Source organism: Streptomyces sp. NPDC048623, from assembly GCF_040650755.1.
Taxonomy (GTDB): Bacteria; Actinomycetota; Actinomycetes; order Streptomycetales; family Streptomycetaceae; genus Streptomyces.
The window spans coordinates 19,638-32,288 of record NZ_JBEZHV010000007.1 but is presented as its reverse complement, the minus strand read 5'-3'; the positions used below and the strand labels follow the sequence as shown (position 1 = coordinate 32,288).

Here is a 12,651-nt window from a genome sequence, read left to right as displayed (position 1 = left end):
GTCAAGGGTGTTGACAGTAATCCGCAGGAGGAAACGGGGCAGAAACACCGTCGTCGATCGGGAGGTCTCAACTCGGAGAAGACTGCACGGGAAAGCTGGTTTCGATCTTGCTCCCGCGAAGGGAAGTGGACTATACCTGTCGGCGTCCAGCCCGTCGTCGCGGAAACGCGGAAACCAACGACGGCCCGGCGCCTGCACGACCCAGCTGCAATTGACCGCGGTGGCGGGGCCCTTCGCCTGAGGCGAACTTCCACGGGCGACCGGTACACCGCCTGAGTCCTGAATGAAGGAATGAAGGCGAGGACTTGAGCATGGGATCCACCTCCGCCCCGAAGGGTGACGGTCTCGGCCGTCGCGATCTGATCAAGCGTTCCGCCGCACTCGGTCTGATCTCGGTGCCCACGATGAGTTTCCTGTCCGCGTGCGCCTCCAGCGGGGGCGACGACTCGGGCACCGACAAGCCCAAGGGCGAGAAGACGAAGGACAATCCGTTCGGCGTCGCCAAGGGCGGCAAGATCGACGTCGTGGTCTTCAAGGGCGGATACGGAGACGACTACGCCAAGGCGTGGGAGGCCAGCTTCAACAAGAAGTGGGGCACCTCCGCGACCCACACCGGCACCCAGGAGATCACCGGCAAGCTCCAGCCGCGCTTCAACGCCGGCAACCCGCCGGACATCGTCGACGACTCGGGTGCCCAGCAGATCAAGGTCGACGTCCTGAACAAGAACGGGCAGCTGCTCGACCTGGCCGAGGTCCTCGACGCGCCGTCGATCGACGACCCGGGCAAGAAGGTCCGCGACACCCTGATCCCCGGCACCCTCGACGCGGGCGTCATCGAGGGCAAGACCGTCGCCCTCAACTACATCTACACGGTGTGGGGTCTGTGGTATTCCGGCAAGCTCTTCAAGGAGAAGGGCTGGACCGAGCCGAAGACCTGGGACGAGTTCCTGGCCATCTGCAAGGACGCCACCGCCCAGGGCATCGGCGGCCTCGCCCACCAGGGCAAGTACCCGTACTACATCAACGTCGCCATCATGGACCTGATCGCCAAGACCGGCGGTCTGGAGGCCATGAAGGCCATCGACAACCTCGACCCCAAGGCCTTCGTCGGCTCCGACGCGGCCAAGGCGGCCGTCGAGGCGATCTACGAGGTGGTCGAGAAGGGCTACCTGATGCCCGGCACCAACGGCCTGGAGCACACCGAGTCCCAGACCCGCTGGAACCAGTACAAGGCCGCCTTCATCACCTGCGGCTCCTGGCTGGAGAACGAGCAGCTGAAGCAGACCCCGGCCGACTTCGACATGAAGTTCATGCCGATGCCGCTGCTGCCCGGCAGCAAGATGCCGTACGAGGCGATCCGCGCCGGCTCCGGCGAGCCCTTCATCATCCCCGCCAAGGCCAAGAACCTGTCCGAGGCGAAGGAGTTCATGCGGATGATGCTCTCCAAGGAGTGGTCGACGCTGTTCGCCAAGGAGGCCAACTCGCTCACCATCCTCGCCGACGGCGTGGACCCGAGCGTCAAGCTGCGCCCGGGCACCCAGTCCACGGTGGAGGCCTCCAAGAAGGCCGGCACCAACACGTTCCGCTACCTGTACTCCGAGTGGTACAGCGAGATGGACACCGAGATCCAGAACGCCTCCAACGAGCTGATGGCCAAGCGCATCCAGCCCGCGGAATGGCTGAAGCGGGCCCAGGCCGCGGTCGACAAGGCGGCCAAGGACCCGGCGTCCAAGAAGAACCACCGCGACTGACGCGCGGACGCGGACAGCACTCGCGTATCACTCCGCCGGGGACATCAGGGACAGGAACGCCATGCGCAAAGGGCAGTACAAGTTCGTCACGGGATTCCTCTTCATACCCGTGGCCCTCTATCTGGTCTTCGTCATCTGGCCGTACCTCCAGACGTTCGGCTACTCGCTGACGGACTGGAAAGGCCAGTCGCAGACCTTCTCCTTCGTCGGCTTCGACAATTACGCCGCCCTCCTCGAGGACGACGTCTTCCTGGGAGCGGTCTGGCACAACATCCTGTTCCTGGTGTTCATCCCGGTGATCACCATTCTGCTCGCCCTCTTCTTCGCGTTCATGGTGAACGCGGGCGGGCGCGGCAGGGCCGGCGGCGTCTCGGGCGTCGCCGGGTCGAAGTTCTACAAAGTGGTCTACTTCTTCCCGCAGGTGCTCTCGCTGGCGATTCTCGCGGTGCTCTTCGGCGCCGTGTACCGCAGCGACACCGGCGGCATGCTCAACGGCCTGCTCCTGAAACTCGGCCTCATCGACGCCGACCACCCGGTGGAATGGCTCAACGAGCCCGATTTCGTCCTCTGGGCCCTCATCGCGGTCATCGTCTGGCACGGCGTCGGCTTCTACCTGGTGCTGTTCTCGGCCGCCATGCAGTCCATCCCGAGGGACATCTACGAGGCCGCGCTGATCGACGGCGCCGGCCGCGCCCAGTCCTTCTTCCGCATCACCCTGCCGCTGCTGTGGGACTCCGTGCAGACCGCCTGGGTCTACCTCGGCATCGTCGCCATGGACATGTTCGTCCTCGTGTCCACCATGACCTCGGGTTCCTTCGGCGGCGGCCCGGACCACCACAGCGAGACGATGTCCACGGTCATGATGCGGAACTTCCTCTACTTCGGTAAGAGCGGTTACGCGTGCGCCATGGGCGTGGTCATGCTGCTGCTCACCCTGATCGTGTCCGTGGTCACGCTGCGCGCCACCCGCCGCGAGCGCCTCGAGTTCTGAGCGGGAGAACCCACGATGACTGCACCCATGAAGAAGTCCGACACCCAGACGTCCGACCCCCAGACGTCCGACGCCACCACCGCCGGCGGGGCCGCCGTGCCGCGCCAGCGCGCGGCCGGCAAGGGGAGCACCCCGGCCCCGGGCCCGGCCCGTGAGGGCGTCGTCCTGAACGTCTTCTCGCACGGCTTCCTCGCCGTGTGGGCCCTGCTGATCGTGCTGCCGCTGCTGTGGCTGGTGCTCAGCTCCTTCAAGACCGACGCGCAGATCGCGGGCTCGGCCTTCGGCTGGCCGTCGAACTGGTCCTTCGACGTCTTCACCCGGGCCTGGGACAAGGGCATCGGCGACTACTTCCTCAACACCGTCATCGTCCTGGTGTTCTCGGTGCCGCTGACCATGCTCTTCGGTTCGATGGCGGCGTACGTGCTGGCCCGCTACCGGTTCTGGGGCAACCGGCTCATCTACTACTTCTTCGTGGCCGGCGCGATGTTCCCGGTCTTCCTGGCGCTCGTCCCGCTCTTCTTCATGGTGAAGATGCTCGGGATGCTCAACACCTACCAGGGCCTGATCCTGGTGTACGTCGCCTACTCGATGCCGTTCACCGTCTTCTTCATGCACTCCTTCTTCCGGACGCTGCCGACGGCGGTCTTCGAGGCGGCGATCCTGGACGGGGCCTCGCACACCCGGGCCTTCTTCCAGGTGATGCTGCCGATGGCCAAGCCGGGTCTGATCAGCGTCGGCATCTTCAACACGCTCGGGCAGTGGAACCAGTTCATCCTGCCGACGGTGCTGATGCAGCCGCAGAGCGGTGACGACCCGGAGCGCTACGTGCTGACCCAGGGCCTGATCCAGCTCGAGCAGCAGCAGGGCTACGCGACCGACCTGCCGGTGCTCTTCGCCGGTGTCACCATCGCCATGATCCCGATGCTGGTCGTGTACCTGTCCTTCCAGCGGCAGGTCCAGGCGGGTCTCACTTCGGCCACGCTCAAGTAACGAGAACGTCGCTCAGGTCCGGCCCTCGGAGACACGGTCTCCGGGGGCCGGACCTTTTCGTTCCGGATTCGACTACCGTCGAGGACTTGACGGCGGCAAGCCCCACAGCGGAGCTTGGAGTTCATAACTTGTACACGTCGTAGGGTGGAGAGAGTCAATGGAGACTCCGGGGTCGCAGTCCTCGCTGCACCGGGCCAATCTCGAGCGGGTCGTCCGGGCTGTCCGGATGGCCGGATCGCTCACCCAGGCGGAGATCGCCCGGACGACCGGCCTGTCCGCCGCCACGGTCTCCAACATCGTGCGGGAGCTGAAGGACGGGGGCACCGTCGAGGTCACCCCGACCTCGGCGGGGGGCCGCCGGGCCCGCAGCGTCTCGCTCAGCGGTGACGCCGGCATCGTCATAGGGGTGGACTTCGGGCACACCCACCTGCGCGTCGCGGTGGGCAACCTGGCGCACCAGGTCCTCGCCGAGGAGTCGGAGCCGCTGGACGTCGACGCCTCCGCCGCCGAGGGGTTCGACCGGGCGGAACAGCTGGTCAGCAGGCTGATCGAGGCCACCGGCATCGCCCGGGCCAAGGTCATCGGGGTCGGCCTCGGCGTGCCGGGCCCGATCGACGTCCCCTCCGGCCGCCTCGGCTCCACCTCGATCCTGCCGGGCTGGAGCGGGATCAACCCCGCCGACGAGCTCTCGGCGCGCCTCGGGGTGCCCGTGCACGTCGACAACGACGCCAACCTCGGCGCGCTGGGCGAGCTGGTGTGGGGCAGCGGGCGGGGCGTCAAGGACCTCGCGTACATCAAGGTGGCCAGCGGCGTCGGCGCCGGTCTGGTGATCGACGGGCGGGTCTACCGGGGCCCGGGCGGCACGGCCGGCGAGATCGGGCACATCACGCTCGACGAGTCCGGCCCGGTGTGCCGCTGCGGCAACCGGGGCTGCCTGGAGACCTTCACGGCCGCCCGTTACGTACTGCCGCTGCTGCAGCCCAGCCACGGGCCGGATCTGACGATGGAGCGGGTGGTCCAGCTGGCCCGCGAGGGTGATCCGGGCTGCCGCCGGGTGATCGCGGACGTCGGCCGGTACATCGGCAGCGGTGTCGCCAACCTCTGCAATCTCCTGAACCCGAGCCGGGTGATCCTCGGCGGTGACCTGGCGGAGGCCGGGGAGCTGGTCCTGGGGCCCATCAGGGACTCCGTGTCGCGTTACGCGATCCCCAGCGCCGCCCGGCACCTCTCGGTGGCTCCTGGGGCCCTGGGCGGCCGCGCGGAGGTACTCGGCGCGCTCGCCCTCGTACTCAGCGAGATGGGCGATTCAAGTCTTTTGCAGGGTTCTGAGGGTGGCCATCAGGGCTCTTCGGCGGGCTCGGCGTCGGCGCGTACACCCGCGTTCACTTAGATAACGAATGGCACCGTTGCCATCTCGTTAAGGATTTACTTCTTGACGATGACCCGGCGGCCGAGTTGACTTCCAGCCACCTCGGCCGCAACGTCGCGGCCTCGTCAGGGAGGCAACACCACATGAACGCAGTGACGCGACGCGTCGTCATAGGCACGGCCGCGGTTTCCATGGCCCTCTCGATCGCCGCCTGTGGCAAGGCCGGCGACAACGGCGCGGACGGCGCCGCCGGTGGCGACACCAAGACCATCGGTCTGCTCCTGCCGGAGAACAAGACCACGCGCTACGAGACCTTCGACCGCCCGATCATCGAGGCGAAGATCAAGGCCCTCTGCGCCGACTGCGAGGTCAAGTACAACAACGCCGCGCAGGACACCGAGACGCAGAAGAAGCAGTTCGACGCCCTCGTCACCCAGGGCGTGAAGGTCATCATCCTGGACTCGGTCGACTACAAGGCCACCAAGTCCTGGGTGCAGCAGGCCGAGAAGAAGGGCGTCAAGGTCGTCGCGTACGACCGCCTGGCCGAGGGCCCGATCTCCGCCTACGTCTCGTACGACAACGAGAAGATCGGCCGCCTGCAGGGCGAGGCCCTGGTGAAGGCGCTCGGCGCCAACGCCAAGGACGCCAACGTTGTCATGATCAACGGCTCGCCGACCGACCCGAACGCCCCGCTGTTCAAGAAGGGTGCCCACAGCGCCATCGACAGCGCCGTGAAGAAGGTCGTCTACGAGCAGGACATCCCGGACTGGTCCCCGGACGAGGCCAACAAGAAGATGGGTGCCGCCATCGACTCCCTGGGCAAGACCGGCTTCCAGGGCGTGTACTCCGCCAACGACGGCATGGCCGGCGGCATCATCACCGCCCTCGCCAAGCAGGGCGTCAAGGTCCCGGTCGGCGGCCAGGACGCCGAACTCGCGGGTCTGCAGCGCATCCTGAAGGGCGACCAGGCCTTCACGATCTACAAGCAGATCAAGCCCGAGGCCGAGACCACCGCCGAGATCGCCGTCAAGCTCCTCAAGGGCGAGAAGATCGACGACCTCGTCCCGGTCAAGGTCGACAGCCTCACCGGTGAGTTCAAGGGCATCCCGGCGAAGCTCTACGACGCGCAGGTCGTGACCAAGGAGAACATCGCCTCCACGATCATCGCGGACAACGTCTACAAGGCGGCCGACATCTGCACCGCCGAGTACAAGGCGGCCTGCGACGCGGCGGGCATCAAGTAACCCCGGCCGCTCCACGGAACCGGTCCGGCGCACCCGCCCCGTTCAACGCCCCGCAAGCGGGGGCGGGGCGCCGGACTCCCCTCGTACTCCTCAGTCTTTTGCAGCACAGCCCCGCCGGTCAGGCGGCGAAGGAGATGATTCACGTGTCCGCTACGCCCGTGCTGGCGTTGCGCGGGGTCTCCAAGCGGTTCGGCGCCGTCCAGGTGCTCACCGATGTCGATCTGGAGATCCATGCCGGAGAGGTTGTCGCCCTCGTGGGTGACAACGGCGCCGGCAAGTCCACCCTCGTCAAGACGATCTCGGGTGTTCACCCGATCGACGAGGGCACCATCGAGTGGGACGGCCGTCCGGTCCAGATCACCCGGCCCCACGACTCCCAGAACCTCGGCGTCGCGACCGTCTACCAGGACCTGGCGCTCTGCGACAACCTCGACGTCGTCGCCAACCTGTTCCTCGGCAGCGAGCTCAGCTCCGGCTCCGTCCTCGACGAGATCGCCATGGAGAAGCGCGCCCGGGAGCTCCTCGACACCCTGTCGATCCGGATCCCGTCGGTCCGCATACCCGTGGCCGCCCTCTCCGGCGGCCAGCGCCAGGTCGTGGCCATCGCCCGCGCCCTGATCGGCGACCCGAAGATCGTGATCCTGGACGAGCCCACCGCCGCCCTCGGCGTCGAGCAGACCGCACAGGTGCTCGACCTGGTGGAGCGGCTGCGCGAGCGCGGCCACGGCGTCATCCTCATCAGCCACAACATGGCCGACGTCCGCGCCGTCGCGGACAAGGTCGCCGTGCTCCGGCTCGGCCGCAACAACGGTGTCTTCGACGTCGCCGACACCACCCACGAGACGATCATCGCCGCCATCACCGGAGCCACGGACAACGCCGTGACCCGCCGCCAGGCGCGCAAGGCCGAGACCGCCGAGAAGGAGGACGCGAAGTGAGCGACCTCGCCAAGACCCCCGAGACGGCCGAGGCCACCGAGACGGCAGAGGGCACCGGGGCTGCCGGGGCCACCGAGGCTCCGGAAGCCACCGAGGCTCCGGCGGCCGCCGAGGTCACCGCCGCTGCCGAGACCGCCGCCGCTCCCGAGGCTTCCGAGGCTGCGGCGCCCGCCCAGGAGTCCGCGGCCCCCGTCCCGGCCGTCGACCCCCGCCTCCTCGTCCGCGAGGAGGGCATCAAGGGCTACTGGACCGAGTTCACCCGCAAGATCCGCGGCGGCGAGCTCGGCTCCCTCCCCGTGATCCTCGGCCTGATCGTCATCGCGACCGTCTTCCAGCTCCAGAACAGCAACTTCCTGTCCGCGAGCTCGGTCGCCAACGTCGCCGTGTACGCCTCCGGTCTCGGCATCATGGCCGTCGGCATCGTGTTCGTGCTCGTCCTCGGCGAGATCGACCTCTCCATGGGCTCGGTCGCCGGTGTGGGTGCCGCCGTCTGGGCCGGCCTCCAGGTCAGCAACGGCATGAACGAATGGCTCGCCATCGTGCTCGCCGTGCTCTCCGGCACCGCCATCGGCGCGCTGCACGGCTTCTTCTTCGCCAAGATCGGCGTCCCCGCCTTCGTGGTCACCCTGGCCGGCTTCCTCGGCTGGATGGGCCTCCAGGAATGGCTCATGGGCGGCGAGGGCTCCATCAACACGCCGTCCGGCAGCGTGGTGGAGAACCTCACCAACTACTTCTTCGCCGACAAGTTCGCCGCCTACGGCCTCGCGATCCTCGCCGTCGCCGCGTACCTCTTCTCGCTGCTGCGCGACAGCAGCCGCCGCAAGGCCGCGCTGCTCCCGGCCCGCCCGGTCAGCGAGATCGTGCTGCGCACCGGTGTCGTCGCCGTCCTGGTCTTCGTCGTCGCGTACGTGATGAACGAGCCCGCCGGCGCCCGCGGCCTGCCGCTCGCCCTGGTGCTCTTCCTCGCCGTCCTGGTGCTCGCCGACTTCGTCGCCCGCCGCACCCTCTTCGGCCGCAAGGTCTTCGCGGTCGGCGGCAACGCCGAGGCGGCCCGCCGCGCCGGCATCAACGTCGACCTGGTCCGGATCGCCGTCTTCGCGATCTCCGGCACCCTCGCCGCCTTCGGCGGCCTGTTCATCGCCAGCCTCTCCGGCGGCGCGACCAAGAGCCTCGGCGGCGGCAACACCCTGATGCTGGTCATCGCGGCGGCCGTGATCGGCGGCACCAGCCTCTTCGGCGGCCGCGGCAAGGTCTGGTCGGCGCTCCTGGGCATGATCGTCATCCAGTCGATCCAGCAGGGCCTGAACATGATCGGCATGTCCAACGCCATCCAGAACATGATCACCGGCGCGGTGCTCCTCGCCGCCGTCGTGATCGACTCGGTCTCCCGCCGTACGCAGAAGACCGCGGGCCGCGCGTAAGGACCTTGTAACCCGCATCACGTACAGTCCGCCCGGCGCCGGGAAACCGGCGCCGGGCACTGCTGCGTCCGGATCAACGGACGCGTACGGATGCGTCCGCACGGATCATCGGCGTGTCGGCCATCCGGGTGGCGCCTGAGCCCCGGCCCGATGCCCACGATCCGGGACGGAACATTAGACTCGACAAATCGGCAAGCTCGACCAGTTCAAAACAAGGAGGCACGGGTGGCGCTGCTGACCCGTATCAGGGGACCGCGAGACCTGGACCGGCTCTCCTCGGAACAGCTGGAACAGCTGGCCGGCGAGATCAGGACCTTCCTCGTGGACGCCGTCTCCAAGACCGGCGGGCACCTCGGCCCCAACCTGGGCGTGGTCGAACTGACCATCGCCCTGCACCGCGTCTTCGACTCGCCCAAGGACCGGGTCCTGTGGGACACCGGCCACCAGAGCTATGTGCACAAGCTGCTCACCGGCCGCCAGGACTTCTCCAAGCTCAAGATGAAGGGCGGCCTGTCCGGCTACCCCTCGCAGGCCGAGTCCGAGCACGACGTCATCGAGAACTCGCACGCCTCGACCGTCCTCGGCTGGGCCGACGGCCTCGCCAAGGCCAACGAGGTCCTGAAGAAGGACGACCACGTCGTCGCCGTCATCGGCGACGGCGCGCTGACCGGCGGCATGGCCTGGGAGGCGCTCAACAACATCGCCGACGCCAAGGACCGCCAGGTCGTCATCGTCGTCAACGACAACGAGCGCTCCTACGCCCCCACGATCGGTGGCCTCGCCAACCACCTGGCGACCCTGCGCACCACCGACGGCTACGAGCGCTTCCTCGCCCGCGGCAAGGACATCCTGGAGCGCACCCCGGTCGTCGGGAAGCCGCTCTACGAGACCCTGCACGGCGCCAAGAAGGGCCTGAAGGACTTCATCGCCCCGCAGGGCATGTTCGAGGACCTGGGCCTGAAGTACGTCGGCCCGATCGACGGCCACGACATCGAGGCCCTGGAGTCCGCGCTGACCCGCGCCAAGCGCTTCGGCGGCCCGGTCATCGTGCACTGCCTCACCGAGAAGGGCCGCGGCTACCAGCCGGCCCTGCAGGACGAGGCCGACCGCTTCCACGCGGTCGGCAAGATCCACCCGGACACCGGTCTGCCGATCGCCTCCTCGGGCGCCGACTGGACCAGCGTCTTCGGCGAGGAGATGGTCGCCCTCGGCAAGGAGCGCGAGGACATCGTCGCCATCACGGCGGCCATGCTCCAGCCGGTCGGCCTCGACAAGTTCGCCAAGGCCTTCCCGGAGCGGGTCTTCGACGTCGGCATCGCCGAGCAGCACGCCGCGGTCTCCGCGGCCGGCCTGGCGACCGGCGGCCTGCACCCGGTCTTCGCGGTCTACGCGACCTTCCTCAACCGCGCCTTCGACCAGGTCCTGATGGACGTGGCCCTGCACAAGTGCGGCGTCACCTTCGTGCTCGACCGGGCCGGTGTCACCGGCACCGACGGCGCCTCGCACAACGGCATGTGGGACATGTCGATCCTCCAGGTCGTGCCCGGCCTGCGGCTCGCCGCCCCGCGCGACGCCGACCAGGTCCGCGCCCAGCTGCGCGAGGCCGTCGAGGTCACCGACGCCCCCACCGTGGTGCGCTTCTCCAAGGGCGCGGTCGGCCCCGCGGTCCCGGCGCTGCGCCGGGTCGGCGGCATGGACGTGCTGCGCGAGGCCGGCTCCGACACGCCGGACGTGCTGCTCGTCTCGGTCGGCGCGCTCGCCCCGATGTGCCTGGAGATCGCCGGTCTCCTCGACAAGCAGGGCATCTCCACCACGGTGATCGACCCGCGCTGGGTCAAGCCCGTCGACGAGGCCCTGGCCCCGCTCGCCGAGCAGCACCGCGTCGTCGTCACCGTCGAGGACAACAGCCGCGTCGGCGGCGTCGGCTCCGCCGTGGCGCAGGCGCTGCGCGACGCGGGCGTGGACGTGCCGCTGCGCGACTTCGGCATCCCGCCGCGCTTCCTCGACCACGCCTCCCGGGGCGAGGTCCTGGCGGAGATCGGCCTGACCGCCCCGGACATCGCCCGCCAGGTCACCGGTCTGGTCTCGCGCCTGGACGGCAGGTTCGAGAGCAGCAGCCAGGCCGTGGAGCCCGCCCGCGACTGACGGGCGACCGGGGCGGGACGGCGGGCCTGAGGGCGGGCCCGACGGTGGGCCTGACGGTGGGCCCGACGGTGGGCCTGACGGTGGGCCCGGCGGTGGGCCTGACGGTGGGCCCGGCGGTGGGCCTGACGGCCGGGCCGGGCCCCGTACCTCACCCGGTGTCACCTCACCCGGCGTCACCCTTGGGCCGGTCGGCTCACTCTTCGGAGTGCCGACCGGCCCTTCCGCGTGCATCCTGGCCTGAGGGCGGGCAGCCCTTTGCCAGGGAGGTACGACGTGAGCACGGACCAGCAGCCACGCGCGAACGACGGATTGTTCCGCACCAAGTCGGTCGAGCAGTCGATCCGCGACACCGAGGAGCCCGAACACGCGCTCAAGAAGTCCCTGTCCGCGTGGGACCTGACGGTCTTCGGCGTCGGCGTCATCATCGGCACCGGCATCTTCGTGCTCACCGGCAAGGTGGCCAAGGAGAACGCGGGCCCGGCGACCGCCCTCGCGTTCGTCGCCGCCGGCATCGTCTGCGCCCTCGCCGCCCTGTGCTACGCGGAGTTCGCGTCGACCGTGCCGGTCGCCGGTTCGGCGTACACCTTCGCGTACGCCTCCATCGGCGAGCTGCCGGCCTGGATCATCGGCTGGGACCTCGTCCTGGAGTTCGCGCTCGGCACGGCGGTGGTGGCGGTCGGCTGGTCCGGCTACGTCCGCTCGCTGATGGACAACATCGGCTGGCACCTGCCCGCTTCACTCGAAGGGCCGGACGTCCCGGGCGGCACCTTCGACCTGCTGGCGTTCATCCTGGTCCTGGTGCTCACCGTGGTCCTGGTCATCGGCATGAAGCTGTCCGCCCGGATCACCGCCCTGGTCGTCGCGATCAAGGTCACCGTGGTCATGATCGTGATCGTCGCGGGCCTGTTCTTCATCGTCGGCGACAACTACAAGCCGTTCATCCCGCCCGCGGTGACCCCGGAGACCGGCGGCGGCTGGGAGACCGCCCCGCTGATCCAGCTGATGTTCGGCTACGAGCCCACCAACTTCGGCGTCATGGGCATCTTCACCGCCGCGTCCGTGGTCTTCTTCGCCTTCATCGGCTTCGACGTGGTGGCCACCGCCGCCGAGGAGACCAAGATGCCGCAGCGCGACATGCCCCGCGGCATCCTCGGCTCGCTCCTCATCTGCACCGTGCTGTACGTCGCGGTCGCCCTGGTCGTCACCGGTATGCAGCACTACACGGAACTGTCCGTCAGCGCCCCGCTCGCCGACGCCTTCAAGGCCGTCGGGCACCCCTTCTACGCGGGCGTGATCAGCTTCGGCGCCGCCATCGGCCTCACCACGGTCTGTCTGATCCTGCTGCTCGGCCAGACCCGCGTGTTCTTCGCGATGAGCCGCGACGGACTGCTGCCGCGCTTCTTCTCCCACACCCACCCGCGGTTCCGGACCCCGTACCGGCCGACCATCCTGCTCGGCGGGATCATCGCCATCGTCTCCGGCTTCACCAGCATCAACGAGCTGGCGACGCTGGTGAACATCGGCACCCTGTTCGCCTTCGTCATGGTCGCCGTCGGCGTCATCATCCTCCGCCGCACCCGCCCCGACCTGCACCGCGCCTTCCGCACCCCGTGGGTCCCGGTGCTGCCGATCCTCTCCATCGCCGCCTCGCTGTGGCTGATGCTGAACCTGCCGGGCGAGACCTGGCTCCGCTTCGCCATCTGGATGATCATCGGCTTCTTCGTCTACTTCCTGTACGGCCGCAGCCACAGCCGCCTCGGCAAGCTGGGCCCGGACGCGAAGTACTGAGACAGGGTCACGGG

At 68.5% G+C, this 12,651-nt stretch carries 9 protein-coding genes; all 9 read left to right on the top strand.

Annotated features, from left to right (window positions below; all coding sequences use genetic code 11):
- Window positions 1–311: 311 nt before the first annotated feature.
- The 9 genes from ngcE (at window position 312) to AB0C73_RS12500 (ending at window position 12,637) form a co-directional block, all read left to right on the top strand.
- Complete coding sequence (gene ngcE / locus AB0C73_RS12540) at window positions 312–1,751, top strand: N-acetylglucosamine/diacetylchitobiose ABC transporter substrate-binding protein (protein ID WP_362528108.1); 1,440 nt, start codon at window positions 312–314, stop codon at window positions 1,749–1,751.
- Window positions 1,752–1,812: 61 nt separating this feature from the next.
- Window positions 1,813–2,742 carry a sugar ABC transporter permease gene (locus tag AB0C73_RS12535; RefSeq protein WP_362528105.1) on the top strand — a complete coding sequence of 310 codons (930 nt, stop codon included), beginning with the start codon at window positions 1,813–1,815 and terminating at the stop codon, window positions 2,740–2,742.
- A 27-nt stretch (window positions 2,743–2,769) separates the two neighbouring features.
- Window positions 2,770–3,732, top strand: a complete 963-nt coding sequence (locus AB0C73_RS12530; RefSeq protein WP_362528702.1) for a carbohydrate ABC transporter permease — start codon at window positions 2,770–2,772, stop codon at window positions 3,730–3,732.
- 157 nt (window positions 3,733–3,889) lie between these two features.
- A complete protein-coding gene (locus AB0C73_RS12525) occupies window positions 3,890–5,122 on the top strand; it encodes an ROK family transcriptional regulator (RefSeq protein ID WP_362528103.1) in 1,233 nt (410 codons plus the stop codon).
- 122 nt (window positions 5,123–5,244) lie between these two features.
- Complete coding sequence (locus AB0C73_RS12520; RefSeq protein ID WP_362528101.1) at window positions 5,245–6,345, top strand: substrate-binding domain-containing protein; 1,101 nt, start codon at window positions 5,245–5,247, stop codon at window positions 6,343–6,345.
- A 134-nt stretch (window positions 6,346–6,479) separates the two neighbouring features.
- Window positions 6,480–7,283: an ATP-binding cassette domain-containing protein gene (locus AB0C73_RS12515; protein ID WP_362528100.1), complete on the top strand. Its 804-nt coding sequence runs from the start codon at window positions 6,480–6,482 to the stop codon at window positions 7,281–7,283.
- Window positions 7,280–8,704: a sugar ABC transporter permease gene (locus AB0C73_RS12510; protein WP_362528097.1), complete on the top strand. Its 1,425-nt coding sequence runs from the start codon at window positions 7,280–7,282 to the stop codon at window positions 8,702–8,704. The genes AB0C73_RS12515 and AB0C73_RS12510 overlap by 4 nt, the downstream gene beginning before the upstream one ends.
- 225 nt (window positions 8,705–8,929) lie before the next feature.
- Complete coding sequence (dxs, locus tag AB0C73_RS12505) at window positions 8,930–10,849, top strand: 1-deoxy-D-xylulose-5-phosphate synthase (protein WP_362528096.1); 1,920 nt, start codon at window positions 8,930–8,932, stop codon at window positions 10,847–10,849.
- 273 nt (window positions 10,850–11,122) lie between these two features.
- Window positions 11,123–12,637, top strand: coding sequence for an amino acid permease (locus AB0C73_RS12500; protein ID WP_362528094.1), 1,515 nt, complete (start codon window positions 11,123–11,125; stop codon window positions 12,635–12,637).
- The last annotated feature ends 14 nt before the right edge of the window (window positions 12,638–12,651 follow it).